This is a genomic window from Cypionkella sp. PAMC25878, assembly GCF_058135695.1.
The window spans coordinates 4,354,639-4,371,735 of the sequence record NZ_CM176871.1; the positions used below are offsets into that span (position 1 = coordinate 4,354,639).

Below are 17,097 nucleotides of genomic sequence, written 5' to 3' on the forward strand. Positions count from 1 at the left end.
GTGCAGGACGAAAGCAGGTTGCTCTGCAAGCTTTTGGGAAGACCCCTGTGGCAACGCCATCGCCACGGCTCGATAGCAGGATAAGTCCCGCAAGTCCGCTTGGCAAGCCTGCGGAATTCACGCGAATTCCGGCACGATTTCCGATTCGGAAATCGCCTTCGCGTCAGACCGCCTTACCTGCGAAATCTTCCGGCCCATGCCGCTCTGGCACCTGCTCTGCCTCATCGCCCCAGTTTTTGTTGACGATCCGCCCCCGCTTCACCGCAGGCCGCGCTTCAATCACATCCGCCCAGCGCTTGAGGTTTTTGTAAATCCCAACATCCAGAAACTCCGCCGAATTGGCATAACTGCGCCCCAAAACCATGCTGCCATACCACGGCCAAATTGCCATATCGGCAATCGAGTAATCTTCACCCGCGATAAAGTTCACTTCGGCCAAGCGCCGATCCAACACATCCAACTGCCGCTTTGTTTCCATCGCGTATCGGTTGATCGGATATTCAAGCTTCTCCGGCGCATACGCGAAGAAATGGCCAAAACCGCCGCCGACAAAAGGTGCCGATCCCATCTGCCAGAACAGCCAGTTCATCACCTCGGTCCGCGCAGCGCCACTGGCAGGCAGGAAAGCGCCAAACTTATCGGCCAGATGCACCAGCATCGAGCCCGATTCAAACAACCGCAGCGGTTCGGGCCCGGTCAGATCCAGCAGCGCCGGGATTTTCGAATTCGGGTTCACCCCAACAAAGCCCGAGCCAAACTGATCGCCTCTGCCGATATTGATCAGCCAAGCGTCATATTCAGCGGCATGGCCAGCCGCCAAAAGCTCCTCGAACATGATCGAGACCTTTTGACCGTTCGGTGTTGCCAGCGAATAAAGCTGAAAGCCGTGCTTGCCGCGCGGCAGCTCTTTATCATGCGTCGCCCCGGCGATGGGGCGGTTGATATTGGCGAACTGGCCACCATTGGCGGCATCCCAAGTCCAAACTTTCGGCGGAACATATGGCGTGGTCGACATCGACAAATCCTTTTGGGGCGGCCTGCCCCGGACGCCAAGAGGTAAGCACAAATCCGCCCTGCGACAAGCGCGCGCGCTTGCACAAAAAACCACAGCCCCCATCTCAAAGACGCACAACACAGGAGAATGGCATGCAGTGCCCTGTCGACAATGAGACTTTGGTGATGGCCGATCGCAACGGTGTCGAGATTGATTATTGCCCGAAATGCCGGGGCGTCTGGCTGGATCGGGGCGAATTGGACAAGATCATCGAGCGTGCCGCCACCGCCCCTGCCGCCGCCCCGCGTGAGGCGGCCCCGGTCTATCAACCCGAGCCGGGCTATCGGACCGAAACCAGTCGCCAAGCGCCCCTGCGTGATGAACCGCGCCGCAGGCATGATGACGACGAAGATCGCTATCACGGCAAGAAAAAGCGCCGTGAAAGCTTCTTGGGCGATCTGTTTGATTTCTAACCGCAGGCCACCCGGCCGTACGTCGTCATTCTGCTGCCCTCTGGCTTGACCGGGGCAGCAGTTTACCTGTCGTCGATGCATCGCTAGCCCACCCGTTCTAGGGTGGCAGAGGCGCGGAATGACGAATAGGGCCAAGCTTCCGGCACATCGACCAAACCGTGCCGCACCGGGTCCATCTGGCAACTGCGCATATGCAGCGCCATATCGGCGGCATCGCCAATGCGGTGCTGCCAGAAACCGCGCTGCCAGACGCTTTGGTCGGTGCGGCTGGTGCGGGATTTGCGTGCCTCGTGCGGCAGGCTGGTCGAAAAGCGCGCTTTTATCAGACGCCAGCGACCCACCACATCATCCTCTCCAGCGGGCAAAGTCCAGATCGTGTGCAGGTGATCTGGCATCACCACCCAAGCCGCAATCCGAAACGGCCGCTTCGCCCGTGTCAGCCGCACCGCTTGGCGCAGGCGTTCAATTTCCAGCACCAAGAGATCATCGCCGGGTCGGTTCAAGGCGACAGTGAAGTAGTGGCTATGTGGGGCGGGTGGGCCGATGTGATATGTCATCCCAGCAGCCTGCCACGCCGCCGGTTAACATAGCGTTACCGCCAAACCGTCCAACCCGAGATTAAACCGCCCCCGCTAAACCGAGCGTGTGATCCCACCATCCACGCGCAAATTCTGCCCGGTGATATAGCCCGCCGCATCCGAAGCCAGAAAGCTGACGGTCCCGGCAATTTCCTCCACTCGACCATAGCGCCCCATCGGAATCCGCGCGCGGAATTCCTCTTTCTCGGGCAAGCTGTTGATGAACCCCGGCAAAACGTTGTTGATGCGAATGGCCTGCGGCGCATATTTATCGGCGTAAAGCTTTGTAAACGTCGCCAAACCCGCCCGCGCCACGCCGCTTGTCGGGAACGCCGGATCCGGCTCGAACGTCGCAAAAGTGGTGATGTTGATGATCGCCCCCCCTCTGCCTTGCGCCTCAAAGATCGGCGTCACCGCGCGAATCGGGCGCACCGCGGACAGGAAGTAGATATCAATACCCTGATGCCAACCCTCATCGGTGATATCCAACAAAGCCGCGCGCGGCCCGTGGCCTGCCGAGTTCACCAGCACGTCGATCCGGCCAAACTTCGCCATCGCCGCGTCCACTACGCGCTGCACATCGTCATTGCTCTGGTTCGACCCGGTGACCCCAACGCCGCCCAATTCCGCGCCCAAAGCCTCGCCCTTGCCGGACGAAGACAGGATCGCCACGGCAAAGCCATCCGCTGCCAACCGCCGTGCCGCAGCCGCCCCCATGCCCGAACCGCCCGCCGTGATCACCGCAACTTTTTGCATTTCTGCCTCCATCTGTGCTTTGCTGGAAGCTGACACGCACAACCGCCAAACACCACCCGGATTTCACATGCACGTTGGCCCAAAGAACCTGATCACTGATATTGCGGGCCTGCGGGTCGGGACGGCCCATGATGCCAAGCTGCGCTCTGGCTGCACGGTGCTGACGGCGGATCGCCCTTTCACCGCCGCTGTTCACATCATGGGCGGCGCGCCCGGCACGCGGGAGACTGATCTTCTGGCACCCGACAAACTGGTGCAACAGGTGGATGCGCTTGTGCTTTCCGGTGGTTCGGCCTTTGGCTTGGATGCCTGTTCAGGTGTCGCGGATGCGTTGCGCGCGCAGGGGTGTGGCTTCGCGGTGGGCGATCAGCGCGTGCCAATTGTGCCGGGGGCGATCCTATTTGATCTGCTGAATGGCGGTGACAAGACATGGGCGCGCAATCCCTACTACGATCTGGGTCAACAGGCCTATCTGACCGCAACCGAGGATTTCACTGTTGGCACGGCAGGCGCAGGGTTTGGTGCCGCGACCGGATACTGGAAGGGCGGGCTCGGCTCTGCCTCGCTAGTCTTGCCCTCAGGTCTGACCGTGGGCGCGCTGGTGGCGGTGAACGCTTTGGGCTCGGTGACGGTGAATGATGGCCCACATTTCTGGGCCGCTGCATGGGAGCGCAGCCGCGAGTTCGGCGGGCTTGGCCCCTACCCGCAGCTCGCGACCCCCGATGCCCCACTTCCGCGCAAACGGATGGGAGAGGCCACAACCATCGCCATCGTCGCGACCGACGCCAGCCTGACCCAAGCGCAGGCGCAACGCATGGCCACCGCCGCCCATGACGGCATGGCCCGCGCCATTGTGCCCTCACACACACCACTCGATGGCGATCTGATCTTTGCCGCCGCGACCGGAGAAAGACCGCTGGCAGACCCGCCGACCGACACTTTCCAACTCGGCCATGCGGCGGCAATCTGCCTTGCCCGTGCCATCGCCCGCGCGATTTATGAAGCGTCGCCGATGTCGGGGGATTTGCAACCCTGCTACCGCCCGCGCCACGGCGGCTAGACTACCACCGCTTCAGCGCCGCCTCATCCTCGTCCCGCGCGGCGACCCATTCGGCACCATCCGCAGACAGCTCTTTCTTCCAGAATGGCGCGCGGGATTTCAGGTAATCCATCAGAAACTCCGCCGCAGCAAAGGCATTCGCCCGATGCCGCGCGGCGGTGGCGACCATCATAATCGGCTCACCTCCCGCCAGTCGCCCATAGCGATGCACCACCAAAGCATCGACCAAAGACCAGCGCGCTTTGGCTTCATGCATCATGCCCGCAATCGCCTTTTCGGTCATGCCGGGATAATGCTCAATCTCCATCGCGGCCAACGCGCCGCCATTGTCGCGCACCAAACCGGTGAAGGTGACAACCGCCCCGGCCCCGGCCACCTTTGCTGCAAAGGCGTTGGACAACGCGCCCAGATCAAACGGTTCGGCCTGCACAGACACCTGCATCTCAGCCACCCGTCATGGGGGGGAAGAACGCGAGTTCGCGCACGCCGGATAGCGACGCTTCAAAGCCGGACAATTCCTGATCTACCGCCACCCGCAGGCTCGCCAGATCGCCAAACGCCCATTCATAGCGTTCTTCACGGGCTTTCAACTCGGTGATCAACTCCATCACCGTCGCCGCCTGCGTCTCGATCCGCTCACGCGGAACGCCGATCCGCTCCCGCACCCAAGCGAAATACAGCACGTCGATCATTTATCTTCTCGCAGAAATGGCAGCGCTTTGCGGAAGTAATCCAACCCCGTCATCGCCGTCAGCAGCGCCGCAATCCACATCAACACCAGCCCGGCATCGCCCGCCACGCTTGCGCAATCACGCTTGCCGCAAGCCCGGATCGGATCGGCCAGCCCCTGCATCACGGCATCGGTATATTGCTCGGGCGTCATGCCATGCATCGCGACACCGTTGAGATATTCCAACCCCGTGCCCAGAAATAGCACCGCAATCGCCACCATCTGCGCCGTGGTCTTCCACTTTGCCAACTTTGTCACTTTCAGCAGCCCCGCCTTGGCCCCCAGAAACTCGCGCAGACCCGAGACAAAAACTTCGCGGAACAAAATCGCCGTCGCAGGCAGGATCAGCCAAGGGTTCATCCCGGAATACCCGGTCAGCACCAGTATCGCGATGACCACCATCGCCTTGTCGGCAATCGGGTCCAACATGGTGCCGAACTTGCTTTCCTGCTTCCACAACCGCGCCAGATAGCCGTCAAACCAATCGGTGATCGCAGCGCCCACAAACAAAGTCAGCGCGAACCAATCCGCCCAAGGCCGTTGGAAATACAGAAACATCAGCGGCACGCCGGGGGCGGCCAACAGACGCAGCACAGTCAGAGTGTTTGGGATCGACCATTTCATGCGCCAAGTCGTAGCCAAATCGAGGGCCGGGGGGAAGCGGCATTTCCGGCAGGATATAGGCACAAAAGCGCCTATCCGCCGAAAAATATGACAAATATGTCAGTTGGGCATAGGTCAGGCGGGCACCGGAGCCCAGATCACATCATCAATCCGCGCTGCCCCCGTCGCCAACATTACCACCCGGTCAAACCCCATCGCGATACCGCTTGCGGCGGGCATGATCGCCAAAGCCGCCAGAAAATCCTCGTCCAGCGGATAACGCTCGCCATACACCCGCGCCTTCTCGTCCATCTCAAGACCAAAACGGCGGCGCTGCTCCTCGGGGTTGGTCAATTCGCCAAACCCATTGGCCAATTCCACCCCGCAAGCGTAAACCTCAAACCGCTCCGCCACCCGCGCATCGCTTGGATGCTTGCGCGCCAAAGCCGCCTCGGCACTTGGGTACTCGTCCAGAATGGTGATCCGCCCCATCCCCAGATGCGGCTCGACCAACTCCCCCAACACGCGACTTAGCATATCCGACCAAGTGTCATCCGCAGCCACCCGCAACCCGACGCGCGCCAATTCTGCCGCCAACACCGACGCCACAGGCTCGCCATCCGCCCCAATCGAGGCCAGCAAATCCACCCCGGCATAGCGCATAAACGCCTCGGACACCGACAGCCGCTCGGGTTCTACAAAAGGATCACAAACCCGGTCCCGAAACCGCAACACCCCGCCGCCGATATCTGCCGCCAGCCGACAAAAGGCCACAACATCCGCCATCAGCACCTCATACCCTTCATCCACCCGATACCATTCCAGCATGGTGAACTCGGGGGAATGCAAAGCCCCCCGCTCGCGGTTGCGATACACATGCGCGAAAGCCGCGATGCGCTGCTCACCCGCCGCCAACAATTTCTTCATCGCAAACTCAGGCGAGGTGTGCAGATACATCGCCTGCCCCACCCCATCATTGCCGATCGCTTGCGTCATAAACCCATGCAGATGCGCCTCATTTCCTGGCGAAAGGGCCAACGCCGAGGGATCCACCTCGACAAACTCCCGCTCCGCCAACCACAGTCGCAGCGCCGCCTGTATCCGGTTCCTCGCCAGCAAAATCCCGCGCCTGTCCGCATGCCTCATCGGATGCCACCACGCCATTTCGCTATTTTCGCCTGCCATCTGGAGATTTCCGATCAAACGCGCTAAAGCCACCGCAACGCTTTCGCCCTTTACCCGTTGGGCCACTTAACAACAAGGAACCACCCCGTGAAAGTCATCGCCTCCTCTTTGCGCAAAGGCAATGTCGTCGAGATGGACGGCAAACTTTACGCCGTGCTCAAAGCCGAAAACTTCCATCCCGGCAAAGGCACCCCCACCACCTCCGTCGACATGCGTCGCATCTCGGATGGCGTGAAAGTGGCTGAACGCTGGCGCACCACCGAGATGGTGGAAAAAGCCAACGTCGATGACCGCGAATATGACTTCCTGTATGAAGACAGCGAAGGCTTCCATTTCATGGAGCCGACCACCTACGAGCAATTCGCAGTCCACCCCGATGTGGTGGGCGACGACAAAGCCTTCCTGACAGACGGCCTGAAAGTGTATCTGAAAACCTACGACGGCGTTGCCATTGCACTGGAATTGCCGCAGCGCGTCAACGTTGAGATCGCCGAGACAGAGCCGGTGGTCAAAGGCCAAACCGCCTCGTCGTCGTATAAACCCGCCACCTGCACCAATGGCGTGCGCGTGATGGTGCCGCCACATATCGGACCGGGGGCGCGCATCGTGATCAACACCGAAGATTACTCCTACTACGGCCGCGTGCAGGACTAAGCCTCAAACCGCAGTAAAAGCCCGCCCGCACCCCGCGTGGCGGGCTTTCTCATGCCCAAACCCCCAACAATTAGACTAAAATTATCATCCTCTGTGCTCAAATATCCTGGGGGTCCGGGGGCTAGTCCCCGGCGCTAGTCCCCCAAAACCACCCCGTCAAACCCGGCGCAAATCATCCTCCATATACGCCTGCAATATCTGATCAAAACTGTCCTCCGCCCGAAATCCCAAGGCCTTCGCCCGCGTCGCAGCAAACCGTCTCGGCCACGTCTGCACAATCGCCCAAACTGCAGGGTCCGGCACATCGCGGATCATCCCCGCCACATCCGCCCCCGCCGCTCGTGTCAAAGCCTCAATCTGCTCCCCCACCGTCACAGCCACCCCCGGCAGCGTCAGATTCAGCCAGGGCCCCACCGCGCTCAAATCCAATTCCGCCGCATGCAGGAAAAACCCCACCGCCGCGCGCGGACTGGCCATGGTGTGCAGCCAATCCCGCGCCACCGGCAGATCGGCGGGTAAGCCGTTCAACGGCTCGCGGATAATACCCGAGAAGAAACTCGACGCCGCACGATTGGCCTTACCGGGCCGCACGCAGATCGTCGGCAGCCGCAGCCCGATGCCCTCAAAGAAACCCCGCCGCGAGTAATCCGACAGCAAAGCCTCGCCGATCAGCTTTTGCACGCCATAAGAAGAATGCGGCGTCGGTGCGAAATCATCCGGTATTTCCTCGGGGAACGGCCCGCCAAAAACCGCCGTTGTCGAGGCATAAACCAGCCGAGGCGCATAGTCCGCCGCTCGGATCGCCTCAAACAACGCTCGCGTGCCATCGACATTCACCCGATAGCCCAGATCGAAATTCGCCTCTGCCTCGCCAGACACCACCCCGGCCAGATGGAAAATCACCTCTGGCCTGTGCGAAATCAGCGCCTCAGCCACCCCAGCCGCCGACAAATCCCCCACCAGCGCGATATGCGGAGCCTCAGCCGCAGCCGCCACAATGTCATGCAAGATCAACTGGCTGATCGCCTTGCCCTGCACGGTCCCGCGCGCATGCAAAGCCGCCGTCAGCTTGCGGCCAATCATCCCCGCCGCCCCCGTGATCAAAACCCGCATCCAACCCTCCCGTTTGCGCACACCAAAGCATGACCTGCCCCGGCCTCAAAGCCCGATCGTAAAATGCCCCCCGTCAGCCCCGCAAGATCGCTTGCCCGATGCCGCAACCCGGCTATTCTGCCCCTATGTTGCAGATATTTCGATCAACCCTTTGCAAGATTGTGCAAGCTGGCCTGCTGGCCGCCCTGCCGCTCCCGGCCCACGCTGAATTGCGCGCGGTTTTGGTTGGGGTCAGCGATTATCTGACCTTAGATGCAGACCTGAAAGGCCCAGTTAACGATGTCCGCCTGATGGCCGAGGTGCTGATCGCGCGTGGCATCCCGGCACCCGAAATCGCGGTGCTCACCTCTGACCCCACCGACCTGCCCGCAGGCGTCACCACCGCGCCGACCACCAAAGCCGCCATCCTGACCGCCCTCGCCAATGTCTCAACCCGCGCCCAACCCGGCGATACCGTGGTGTTCTATTTCTCTGGCCACGGCGCACAGGCCCCCGACCAAAGCGGCGATGAGGGCGGCGGCTATGATGAGATTTTCCTGCCCGCCGATGCCGCCGGCTGGAAGGGCGATGTCGGCACAGTTGAAAACGCCCTAACAGATGACGAATTGCAGGCTTGGGCGCAGCCTTTGCTGTCGCGCGGCATCAAACTGATCGGCCTGATCGACGCCTGCCATTCCGACACCGGATTTCGCGGCCTGCCGAACAATGCAGCCGTGGCCCGTGGTCTTAGCCCCGCTGATCTCAATATCCCCGACAACGTCGCCTCCGCCCGCAGCGTCCCCGCGCCGCCCCTCAGTGGCGATTTCGCCTTCCTCTACTCCTCGCAATCCGACCAACGCTCGTTTGAATACCCCGTCGGAGACAGCGACCTCTGGCAAGGTGCCTTCACCCGCCAACTCGCCGAAGTCCTGCGCAGCAGCCCAAAAGCCCCGTGGGCGCAGATTCTGGCCGCGACAGCCGCCACAATGCAGCAAGGCACCACCGCGCAAATGCCCGATGGCGAAGGCCCGATGCTGACTGAAAACTTGTTCGGCACTCCAGCCCCACAGCGCTTTCTCGTCCGAAATGGCATCCTCAAAGCAGGCCTGCTGCAAGGCCTGAACCCCGGCGATGAACTCTCGCTCTATGCCACCCCCGAAGGCGGCACGGCACTGATGCAAGTGACCCTGACCAAAGTAGAGGCCCGCAGCAGCAGCCTGCCCCCAGACGCACCCGCCACAGCTTGGGCCGAACTGGACCAACCAGCAAGCCCGCCCGCCTTGCGCCTCGCCGCCGCCCAGCTTGCCAACCCGAACGATGCCTTTGACTACACCCCATGGATCGTCGCCCTAGCCCCCTACGCAACCCAAACCACCCCCGACCTGACCCCAATCCTGACCGATGGCCACATCGCCGTCGCAGGCCCCGACGGTCAGCTTGACCCCAAAGGCCCCGGCTCCACCCCCCACATCACCCTGCAAGATGGTGACACCCCCGCCCTCGCCGTTGCGCGCACCTTGGCGCAGGCCGCGCATAATGTCCGCCTGCGTCGCTTGCTCGCCTCAGTAGCAGGGCGCGGCCTCACAGCAGTGGCCCCGCTCAAACTGGACTGGCAGCGCAAGCCTGCGCCCGGTTGCGCCACGCCAGGCCCTGCCGAGCCCTTCGATCCGGCCAAAGCCGTGCAGCCCTGCGATCAGCTTTGGCTGGGCTTCCAGAACCAATTCGGTCGTGATCTCGATATCTCGATCCTCTATTTCAACACCGATTTCAGCATCACGCCGCTTTGGCCCGCCGAAGGCCTCTCCAACCGCCTTGCCGCCGGAGAAAGCGGCAAAGCGGGGTTCCAGATCGACGCAAACTCACCCCCTGTCGATGAAGACATCCTCGTGCTCGCAGTTCCCGTTGAACCGGGTGCTGCGCGGGTTGATCTGACCACCCTCGCCGACCCTGCAATGACGCGCGGCGGCGGGGATTGGCTCTCCAACCGCCTTAACCCCGACCCCACCGCCACCCGCAGCTTTTCCGCCAAACCCGCGCCATTGCTGATGATTCGCCAAGCGATGCGGATCCGCCCCGCGCCACAGGGAGATAAATGATGAAAACATCCATGCTGGCTTTGCTAGCCCTCACGACCCCCGCGCTGGCCGAGGTAAAACCGGATTTCAAACAATCGCCGCCCTCAGCGTTTGCTTGGGCGAAAAGCGGCGCCAAGGCGGCACATGAAGCAAAAGCCGCGACAGGGGGCAAGGTTCTGGGCGGCAAGGTCTCGGCAGACGGGGCGTGGCCGTGGCAGGTGGCGCTGCTGGTCGGTGGTGCGCCCGTCGGGCCGGACGCGCAGTTTTGCGGTGGCAGTTTGATCATGGAGGACTGGGTGCTGACCGCCGCGCATTGCGTCCATATGCAGGACGCGCAGGGCAACTGGGGGGATTTGGACCCCAAGGATATCTCGGTGATGCTGGGCAGCAATATCATCGCGGCGGGCAAGGGTGAGGTGATCGCGGTGAAAGGGGTGTTTCGGCATCCCGATTATGTCGGCACCGGGTTTGATTTTGACATCGCGCTCTTGAAGCTGGCCCGCGCGCCGCGGTTGCCGCATCAGGTCATTCAGGTGCCCGACGCCGCGTTTGGTGATGACTTGGATCAGCCGGGTGTGGTGACGGTCGTGACGGGCTGGGGGCTGGTAGAGGGTGGCGGGCATCCAGAGGCTTTGCATGAGACGGAGATACAGATACTCGACCGGGGGCTGTGCAATCAATCTTTGATGGCGGCGCGGACGGAGGCGGCGGCGGAGGGGTTTGGCTTTGCGGCGGGGATTCTCAGTTTGCGCGATGAGGATGCTTATCAGATCTGGGATGAACTGGTTGGAAAAGCCCCGCCGCCGATGAGTGAGAATATGCTGTGCTCGGGCACGTTCGAGGGCGGCAAGACGGCCTGTTCGGGCGACAGTGGCGGGCCTTTGGTGGTGCCGCTGGAGGATGGAACGTATATTCAGGCCGGGATTGTAAGTTGGGGGCTGACCGCGAAAACGGGCGAGGGCTGCGAGGAGAAGGCGCTGTTTTCGGCCTATACGAAGACTGCGAAATTTGTGCGTTGGCTGGATCAGGTGATCAGCGAAAATCCGTGAAAATGGGGCGGTCCCGAGTTGGGACCGTAAGAAAATCCATTTATTTTCCGATTGTTACGATGATCAGATAAGGAATTGTTAACGCTTTGCGCTGTCTAAAAACGGCGTTGCAGATCACACCGAAAGGTCATCCAGCGTGACGCCCAAGGCCTCTGCCAGTTTGCGCAGGGTGGCGATGGAGCCTTGTTTGCGCCCGGTTTCAATCTCGGCCACCGTCACGCGGTTGACGCCCGCACGCAGGGCAAGCCCGGCTTGGGTCAGGCCGCGCAGGTCGCGGTAGACCCGCAGAGGGCTGTCACCATTCAGCAGGCGGTTGGCGTAGGCGGCGGAGATCAATTCTTCTTCGCCAGATGCCAGAGCGGCCTTGGCGCGGTCATAGGCTTGCAGATCGGCCAAATCCTCGGCTGCCGCGCGCAGGCGGTCATATTCGGCGCGGGGGATGGATACCATTTCCGTGGTGCCGTCTGTTGACTTTGGCAACGTCACGGGCCGCGACGATTTCCAAAACTGCCAAGACATGGCTTAAACCTCTGTAATCACATCGAGTATGTCACCGTGGCTTTGAATTATCAGCCATTTGCGGCTTGTCGAGCCAGATGCAGCTAAAAGCTACATTAAATTTCTACCCCAATAGCTTCGGCCACAACAGTTCCACCGTCAGGCCTCTCTCTACCTCCGGCAGTGTCAGCTTCGCGCCGTGTCTTGCGGCAATCGCACGGACCAGTGCCAAACCGAGGCCATGGCCTTGGATGCCGCGATCTTTGTCGCGGGGCGCGCGGGTGAAGCGCTCGAAAGCAGCGTTGCGCAGATCGGGGGGCAGGCCGGGGCCAGAGTCGGATAGGGTCAGGCGATGGTGGTCAGGGTCTTGGGAGAGGGTGAGGGTGAGGCTGTCGCCGGGGGCGCAATATTTGATGGCGTTGTCGATCAGGTTGGCGAGCATCTGGGCGATGAGGTTGCGGTCGCCAAGGACGTGCAGATCGGCCTCGGTTTGCAGGGTGCAGCGCAGGCCTTTGTCTTCGGCGAGAGGTTCGTACAGATCCCAAACCTCGGCGGCAACGGCGGAGAGATCAACCCGCAGCAGGCCGCCGCCGCTGCCTTGGTCGGCCTCGGCGCGGGAGATGTCGAGCAGGGAATCGAAGATGCGGATGGCGTTGCGCATCTCGGCTTTGAGATCGGCGGCAAGAGCGGGTTGGCCTTCGATCTGGGCGAGTTTCTGCATCATGCGATTGAGCGGGGTGCGCAGTTCGTGGGCGATGGTATCAGACAGGCGGTGTGTGGCGCGGTTGAGGTTTTCGATGCGGTCGAGCATGGCATGGACATGGGTTTCCAGCAGGCCAAATTCATCCGGGCTTCGCGGGCCCGGAAGGCGGGCGGTGAGATCGCCGCTTGCCACCTGATCGGCAAGGGTGTTGAGGCGGGTGATGCGGGTCATCACCGATTTGGCCGCTAAGGTGCCGATCAGCGCGCCCGCGGCGATCAGGACCAGACTGAGGACGGCCATGCCTTTGCGCAGGCTGGCGTGGGTGGATTCGACAGGGGCAAGAGAGCGGGCGACCAGTAGGGGGAAGCCTCCGGGTAAAATACGCGCCACGCCGAGCCATTCAGTGCCTTGGTGGGCGAAGCGTTGTGCTTGCATGCTGGAAAAGTCGACATCAGCTGAGGGTGGGCCTTGCGGTTGGATTTCAGCGGGCCAGTCGGCCTCGGAGCCTGCGAGGCGGGTGTGATTGCGGTCTTGCAGCAGCAGCAGTTCACTGCCGGTGTTGGCGCGGTCGGTGATGGCTTGGCGCAGCGCGATGATGCGGCGTTGTTGGTAAAGTGCAGAATATCCGGCGAGATCGGCGCTCAAAGCCGCCTTTGTGGCCTCGGTCAGTCGGGTTTCTACAAGGCGATACTGCAGGACCATCGCCAGCAGTGACAGCAGGCTGATGGCGACGGCCATGGTTGCCGCGAGTTTCAGGGTGGAGCGGGCGATCATGGGGCGGGAAGTGGCGCGAAGATATAGCCTTCGCCGCGGACGGTTTGGATGGCTTGCGATCCGGCTTCCTCAAGCTTGCGGCGCAGGCGGCCGACATGGACATCGACGACATTGGTGCCGGGGTCGAAATGCAGGTGCCAGACGTTCTCCAGCAGTTGCATCCGGGTGACGATCTGGCCAGCATTCTGGGCGAAATAGGTGATCAGTTCAAATTCTTTAGGTGAAACAGCGACATGAGCGCGGTTGATGTGGACGGTGCGGGCTTTCATGCGGATTTCCAGCGCGCCGAACACCAGCAGATCATTGTCCTGTCCCTGCATGGTGGCGCGGCGTAGCAGGGCGCGCAGGCGGGCGCGGAGTTCTTCGGGCTCGAAGGGTTTAGGGAGATAATCGTCGGCACCCTTCTCTAGCCCCTCAACCCGGTTGGCGGCGCGCCCCAAAGCGGAAAGCACGAGGATCATGGCTCGCGCGCCGTGGCTGCGCATTTTGGCGATGGCTTCGACGCCGTCGCCACCGGGCAGCATCCGGTCCAGCACGATGACGCGGAAGTCTTGGGCGGAGAGAGCGATGCCTTCGGGCAGAGTGGGGACGATGGTGGCGGTGCAGCCGAGGGCGCGCACTTCGCAGGCGATGGCTGCGGCAGTCTCAGGGTCATCCTCGATGATCAGGATACTGTCAGTTTGAGCGGGCATTGCGGTTCCTTCGCTTTGGCAGATGTCAGAACACCACAACGTCGCGGTCAAGCACATTCGCTCCGCCGACCGGGTGAAGTGTCTTGCCCGTGGCCCAAGGGTCGATGAAGACGTGGCGGGTGCCGGTGGGGCTTTGGATGAGCAGGAGGACGGGATGGGTGAAGCTTTGGGCGCGTTGGGTGGCGGCGGGCTTGCCGTCGATTTGCAGAATGATTTCGGTGGGGGTTAGCCCTGCATTGAGGGCGGGGGAGTTCGGTGTGATGGCGGTGATTTGGGTGTCGCTGAGGGTGAGCCCAAGGTCTTGCAAGGTATATGCGGCGCGACGTTTGGGGGCTTTGAGCTCGCGCAGGGTGAGGGGCGAGGCTTCTGCGGTCAACTCGGCCATCAGGATCAGCACGGTTCCGGCGCGCAAGACGGTGAGGTCGAGGCGGTTTTGGCTTTGGGCGGATTCAACGGCGAAGGCGAGGTCGCCGGGGGTGGTGAGGGCGGCGGAGTTGACGGCGAGGATGACATCGCCGGGGACGAGGCCTGCTTGTTCGGCAAGGCTGGCGGGGGCTACGGCATCGACCAGCAAGCCCGTGGCAGCGATGTTCAGCGCCTCGGCCAGTTGGCGGCTGACCGGGCGGGCGGTGAGGCCGAGTTTTGGGATCGGCGGTAGGGACTCTGTGATCAGGCCTTGCACGATGCGGGTTAGGTCGGCGCTTGGGATGGCGTAGGCGATGCCGATGAACATCCGGCTGCCATCGGCGATCTGGGCGTTCATGCCGATCAGCGCGCCAGTGCTGTCGATCAGCGGGCCGCCGGAGGAGCCGGGGTTGAGGGCGGCGTCGTGCTGGATCATGCGGATCGGGGTGGCGGGATCGGTTTGACGATTGAGGGCCGAGATACGGCCTGCGGTAACGGTGAATTCCACGTCAAGCGGGGCGCCGAGGGCCCAGACTTCGGCACCAAGTTGCGGTGGGGTGGCTGAGGGGATCAGGCCGGCCTGCCGGGGTTTTACCGCAATCACCGCCACGTCGCGGCTGCGGTCAGTGGCGATGACATGGCCGATTTGTTCGTGACCTGCGACATCGGTGAGGCGGACTTCGCTGGCATTACCCACGACATGGGCGTTGCTGACGGCGACTGCGCCATCGCCCCATAGGAAGGCCGAGCCGAGGAAGCGGTCTTCGGCATCAGCGCTGTGGACGGTGAACACTTTGGCCATCGCGGTTACCAGCATGGGGGCGTCGGCGGCTTGGGTGGGGGTGGTCAGCACGACGACGGCGAAGATAATGCTGCGCAGGGTGGGGAGCGAAACGGGCATGGATATCCTCGGGTTAAGTCTTGGCGGTGAGCGTAGCGCTGGTGAGTTTGCGTTGCCCGTGACAAAGGCTGTCATTGGGCGACGGGCGATGTAAGGGGGCCAGCCCCCTCGCCTTTGCGGGCTCACCTCCGGGATACTTGAGCGCAGAAGGATGACCTTTGGTGCAGGAGCGAGGTGGCTGGGGACGCGCTGTCACACTTGCGGCGCAGCAAAGAAGCGATTGGCAGGGCCTTTTGGGCAGCCTGAAATGTCTCAAGACGGCTAGGTGCAAGAGGCTGTCAGCAATGCTGAGGGTGCGCGCCCGGAACCGGGTGAGGGCATCCCGCGAAGATGTGACGAAGGATGCGACATTTTCCGCAAAGCGCGTTGCTTGGTTCCGGGCTATGCTGTCGCAAATCAAGGAGTCTTGCCATGCTGATCCGTCCCACCCGCCGCCAATTTTTAGCCTCTGCCGCAGCCCTGCCCTTGGCGGGTCTGGCGCGGCCTGCACGGGCTGAGGTGGCGGAAATGAGCATCAGCACGCGGCAGATTGAGGTTTTGGAGCGAGCCGCGACGGTTTACGGCATCAACGGCTATGACGGCCAGTTGGGGTTTTATGGCCGCGCCGGGGATCGGTTTCAACTGGGCATCCAGAACGACACCGATAGTGGCATCGTCACCCATTGGCACGGGCAGGTGATGGCGGCGGAGGGGCAGGATCGCTCCTATACCGGCGGTGGAGAGCTCGCCCCCGGTGCGGTCGATCAGATGGATTTTGCGCTGACCCCCGGCACGCATTGGATGCATTCGCACCAGTTGAGTGAACAGCTGCTGATGGCCGCACCGATGATCTGCCGCGAGGCGGATGCTGAGGATATTCAAGAGCATGTCATCATGCTGCATGATTTCAGCTTTAAGACTCCCGAAGAGATTTTGGCGGCTTTGGGTGGCTCGGACATGCACGCGGGTGGGGCTTCGGGTGGCATGGATATGGCGGGGATGGATCATTCTGGCGGCGATATGGCGGGGATGGCGATGAGCGGCGGCATGATGGTCCATGCCAATGACGTGGCCTATGATGCTTATCTGGCGAATGATCGCACCTTGGCTGACCCCGAAGTGGTGCAGGTCGAGGCGGGCACGAAGCTGCGGTTGCGGATTATCAATGGCGGTACGGCGACGGCGTTTTGGATTGATCCAGGCGTGCTGGCCTCAACGGCGATTGCGGTGGATGGCAGTGCTTGTCAGCCGTTGCAGGCTGCGGCCTATCCGATGGCACAGGGGCAGCGGCTGGATCTTCTGGTGGAAATTCCGCCGCAGGGTGGGGCGTTTCCGATCTTTGCCCAGGTTGAAGCCGCGCGGATGCGCACCGGGATTGTGTTGGTGACGGCGGGAGCGAAGCTGGCGCGACAGAGCGATATGGCTGCGGCAGACAGCCCGCATCTGGACACCAGCTTTGATGCCGGTTTGCGGGCGGTGGATGCGCTGCCGGAACACGCGGGGCAGATGGCGCATCTGATATTGGGCGAGGAGCCGGGTTATCGCTTTACCATCAACGGCAAAGTTCACGGCGAGGATGTGCCGATTGCAGCCAAGGTCGGCGAACGGCTGGAGTTGATGTTCATGAACACCGGCATGATGATGCATCCGATGCATTTGCACGGGCATCATTTTCAGGTGGTCGATGTCGGGGCGGGGCGGTTTAGTGGGCCACGGCGCGATGTGGTGACGGTGCCGCCGGGCGGTATGGTGACGGTGGCCGTTGATCTAGATAAGCGGGGCAGTTGGTTCCTGCATTGCCATCACCTGTACCATATGGCGACCGGGATGATGACGGAAGTGCGGGTCAGCTAGGCCCTATCTTTAAGCGTGAGACTTTGAGCGCGTGACAAATGT

At 61.9% G+C, this 17,097-nt stretch carries 18 protein-coding genes; 6 read left to right on the forward strand and 12 right to left on the reverse strand.

Going from position 1 to position 17,097, the window contains the following annotated elements; translation table 11 throughout:
* Positions 1 to 163: 163 nt before the first annotated feature.
* Positions 164 to 1,015 carry a glutathione-dependent disulfide-bond oxidoreductase gene (yghU, locus tag ACS5RD_RS21545; protein WP_489929069.1) on the reverse strand — a complete coding sequence of 284 codons (852 nt, stop codon included), beginning with the start codon at positions 1,013 to 1,015 and terminating at the stop codon, positions 164 to 166.
* A 131-nt stretch (positions 1,016 to 1,146) separates the two neighbouring features.
* Between yghU and ACS5RD_RS21550 the strand changes: the two genes are divergently transcribed.
* Positions 1,147 to 1,467, forward strand: coding sequence for a TFIIB-type zinc ribbon-containing protein (locus ACS5RD_RS21550; RefSeq protein WP_489929070.1), 321 nt, complete (start codon positions 1,147 to 1,149; stop codon positions 1,465 to 1,467).
* 83 nt (positions 1,468 to 1,550) lie between these two features.
* Here ACS5RD_RS21550 and ACS5RD_RS21555 read toward each other — a convergent pair whose 3' ends face one another.
* Together ACS5RD_RS21555 and ACS5RD_RS21560 are read right to left on the reverse strand one after the other, a co-directional pair.
* Entirely contained in the window at positions 1,551 to 2,024 is a 474-nt protein-coding gene (locus tag ACS5RD_RS21555) for an REP-associated tyrosine transposase (protein WP_489929071.1), read from the reverse strand.
* A 75-nt stretch (positions 2,025 to 2,099) separates the two neighbouring features.
* Complete coding sequence (locus tag ACS5RD_RS21560; protein ID WP_202905684.1) at positions 2,100 to 2,801, reverse strand: SDR family oxidoreductase; 702 nt, start codon at positions 2,799 to 2,801, stop codon at positions 2,100 to 2,102.
* A 67-nt stretch (positions 2,802 to 2,868) separates the two neighbouring features.
* Between ACS5RD_RS21560 and ACS5RD_RS21565 the strand changes: the two genes are divergently transcribed.
* Entirely contained in the window at positions 2,869 to 3,861 is a 993-nt protein-coding gene (locus tag ACS5RD_RS21565) for a P1 family peptidase (protein WP_489929072.1), read from the forward strand.
* 1 nt (position 3,862) lies between these two features.
* On the opposite strand, the gene ACS5RD_RS21570 is transcribed toward ACS5RD_RS21565, so the two are convergent.
* The 4 genes from ACS5RD_RS21570 to epmA all read right to left on the reverse strand — a co-directional run bounded on the left by ACS5RD_RS21570 (position 3,863) and on the right by epmA (position 6,379).
* Positions 3,863 to 4,303 carry a molybdenum cofactor biosynthesis protein MoaE gene (locus ACS5RD_RS21570; RefSeq protein WP_054008935.1) on the reverse strand — a complete coding sequence of 147 codons (441 nt, stop codon included), beginning with the start codon at positions 4,301 to 4,303 and terminating at the stop codon, positions 3,863 to 3,865.
* A gap of 1 nt (position 4,304) precedes the next feature.
* Complete coding sequence (moaD, locus tag ACS5RD_RS21575; protein WP_054008936.1) at positions 4,305 to 4,553, reverse strand: molybdopterin converting factor subunit 1; 249 nt, start codon at positions 4,551 to 4,553, stop codon at positions 4,305 to 4,307.
* The gene (pgsA, locus tag ACS5RD_RS21580) at positions 4,550 to 5,215 is read right to left on the reverse strand and encodes a CDP-diacylglycerol--glycerol-3-phosphate 3-phosphatidyltransferase (RefSeq protein WP_054008937.1); all 666 of its coding nucleotides are present in this window, start codon (positions 5,213 to 5,215) and stop codon (positions 4,550 to 4,552) included. Before pgsA ends, moaD begins: the two co-directional genes overlap by 4 nt.
* Positions 5,216 to 5,329: 114 nt before the next feature.
* A complete protein-coding gene (epmA, locus tag ACS5RD_RS21585; protein WP_489929073.1) occupies positions 5,330 to 6,379 on the reverse strand; it encodes an EF-P lysine aminoacylase EpmA in 1,050 nt (349 codons plus the stop codon).
* 87 nt (positions 6,380 to 6,466) lie between these two features.
* Between epmA and efp the strand changes: the two genes are divergently transcribed.
* A complete protein-coding gene (efp, locus tag ACS5RD_RS21590) occupies positions 6,467 to 7,033 on the forward strand; it encodes an elongation factor P (RefSeq protein WP_054008939.1) in 567 nt (188 codons plus the stop codon).
* A 156-nt stretch (positions 7,034 to 7,189) separates the two neighbouring features.
* On the opposite strand, the gene denD is transcribed toward efp, so the two are convergent.
* Positions 7,190 to 8,146, reverse strand: a complete 957-nt coding sequence (denD, locus tag ACS5RD_RS21595; RefSeq protein ID WP_489929074.1) for a D-erythronate dehydrogenase — start codon at positions 8,144 to 8,146, stop codon at positions 7,190 to 7,192.
* Positions 8,147 to 8,244: 98 nt separating this feature from the next.
* On the opposite strand from denD, the gene ACS5RD_RS21600 reads away from it, so the two are divergent.
* Positions 8,245 to 10,221 (forward strand): caspase family protein, encoded by a 1,977-nt coding sequence (locus ACS5RD_RS21600; RefSeq protein WP_489929075.1) that lies wholly within the window; start codon positions 8,245 to 8,247, stop codon positions 10,219 to 10,221.
* Complete coding sequence (locus ACS5RD_RS21605; RefSeq protein WP_489929076.1) at positions 10,218 to 11,249, forward strand: S1 family serine peptidase; 1,032 nt, start codon at positions 10,218 to 10,220, stop codon at positions 11,247 to 11,249. Before ACS5RD_RS21600 ends, ACS5RD_RS21605 begins: the two co-directional genes overlap by 4 nt.
* A 114-nt stretch (positions 11,250 to 11,363) precedes the next feature.
* On the opposite strand, the gene ACS5RD_RS21610 is transcribed toward ACS5RD_RS21605, so the two are convergent.
* The 4 genes from ACS5RD_RS21610 to ACS5RD_RS21625 all read right to left on the reverse strand — a co-directional run bounded on the left by ACS5RD_RS21610 (position 11,364) and on the right by ACS5RD_RS21625 (position 15,222).
* Positions 11,364 to 11,768 (reverse strand): helix-turn-helix transcriptional regulator, encoded by a 405-nt coding sequence (locus ACS5RD_RS21610; protein WP_489929077.1) that lies wholly within the window; start codon positions 11,766 to 11,768, stop codon positions 11,364 to 11,366.
* 103 nt (positions 11,769 to 11,871) lie between these two features.
* The gene (locus tag ACS5RD_RS21615) at positions 11,872 to 13,224 is read right to left on the reverse strand and encodes a sensor histidine kinase (RefSeq protein WP_489929078.1); all 1,353 of its coding nucleotides are present in this window, start codon (positions 13,222 to 13,224) and stop codon (positions 11,872 to 11,874) included.
* Entirely contained in the window at positions 13,221 to 13,916 is a 696-nt protein-coding gene (locus ACS5RD_RS21620) for a response regulator transcription factor (protein ID WP_489929079.1), read from the reverse strand. The genes ACS5RD_RS21615 and ACS5RD_RS21620 overlap by 4 nt, the downstream gene beginning before the upstream one ends.
* Before the next feature lie 25 nt (positions 13,917 to 13,941).
* A complete protein-coding gene (locus ACS5RD_RS21625; RefSeq protein ID WP_489929080.1) occupies positions 13,942 to 15,222 on the reverse strand; it encodes a S1C family serine protease in 1,281 nt (426 codons plus the stop codon).
* Between the two features lie 411 nt (positions 15,223 to 15,633).
* Here ACS5RD_RS21625 and ACS5RD_RS21630 point away from each other — a divergent pair, with 411 nt between their 5' ends.
* On the forward strand, positions 15,634 to 17,055 hold the full coding sequence (locus ACS5RD_RS21630; RefSeq protein ID WP_489929081.1) for a multicopper oxidase family protein: 1,422 nt from the start codon (positions 15,634 to 15,636) through the stop codon (positions 17,053 to 17,055).
* Positions 17,056 to 17,097: the final 42 nt, after the last annotated feature.

What these genes read in the sequence shown, in the direction of transcription:
- yghU (WP_489929069.1), bottom strand. Translation starts at nt 1,015, where the DNA reads ATGTCGACCACGCCATATGTTCCGCCGAAAGTTTGGACTTGGGATGCC.
- ACS5RD_RS21550 (WP_489929070.1), top strand. Translation starts at nt 1,147, where the DNA reads ATGCAGTGCCCTGTCGACAATGAGACTTTGGTGATGGCCGATCGCAAC.
- ACS5RD_RS21630 (WP_489929081.1), top strand. Translation starts at nt 15,634, where the DNA reads ATGCTGATCCGTCCCACCCGCCGCCAATTTTTAGCCTCTGCCGCAGCC.
- ACS5RD_RS21560 (WP_202905684.1), bottom strand. Translation starts at nt 2,801, where the DNA reads ATGCAAAAAGTTGCGGTGATCACGGCGGGCGGTTCGGGCATGGGGGCG.
- ACS5RD_RS21570 (WP_054008935.1), bottom strand. Translation starts at nt 4,303, where the DNA reads ATGCAGGTGTCTGTGCAGGCCGAACCGTTTGATCTGGGCGCGTTGTCC.
- pgsA (WP_054008937.1), bottom strand. Translation starts at nt 5,215, where the DNA reads ATGAAATGGTCGATCCCAAACACTCTGACTGTGCTGCGTCTGTTGGCC.
- ACS5RD_RS21610 (WP_489929077.1), bottom strand. Translation starts at nt 11,768, where the DNA reads ATGTCTTGGCAGTTTTGGAAATCGTCGCGGCCCGTGACGTTGCCAAAG.
- ACS5RD_RS21625 (WP_489929080.1), bottom strand. Translation starts at nt 15,222, where the DNA reads ATGCCCGTTTCGCTCCCCACCCTGCGCAGCATTATCTTCGCCGTCGTC.
- ACS5RD_RS21600 (WP_489929075.1), top strand. Translation starts at nt 8,245, where the DNA reads ATGCCGCAACCCGGCTATTCTGCCCCTATGTTGCAGATATTTCGATCA.
- denD (WP_489929074.1), bottom strand. Translation starts at nt 8,146, where the DNA reads ATGCGGGTTTTGATCACGGGGGCGGCGGGGATGATTGGCCGCAAGCTG.
- moaD (WP_054008936.1), bottom strand. Translation starts at nt 4,553, where the DNA reads ATGATCGACGTGCTGTATTTCGCTTGGGTGCGGGAGCGGATCGGCGTT.
- ACS5RD_RS21615 (WP_489929078.1), bottom strand. Translation starts at nt 13,224, where the DNA reads ATGATCGCCCGCTCCACCCTGAAACTCGCGGCAACCATGGCCGTCGCC.
- ACS5RD_RS21605 (WP_489929076.1), top strand. Translation starts at nt 10,218, where the DNA reads ATGATGAAAACATCCATGCTGGCTTTGCTAGCCCTCACGACCCCCGCG.
- ACS5RD_RS21620 (WP_489929079.1), bottom strand. Translation starts at nt 13,916, where the DNA reads ATGCCCGCTCAAACTGACAGTATCCTGATCATCGAGGATGACCCTGAG.
- ACS5RD_RS21565 (WP_489929072.1), top strand. Translation starts at nt 2,869, where the DNA reads ATGCACGTTGGCCCAAAGAACCTGATCACTGATATTGCGGGCCTGCGG.
- ACS5RD_RS21555 (WP_489929071.1), bottom strand. Translation starts at nt 2,024, where the DNA reads ATGACATATCACATCGGCCCACCCGCCCCACATAGCCACTACTTCACT.
- epmA (WP_489929073.1), bottom strand. Translation starts at nt 6,379, where the DNA reads ATGGCAGGCGAAAATAGCGAAATGGCGTGGTGGCATCCGATGAGGCAT.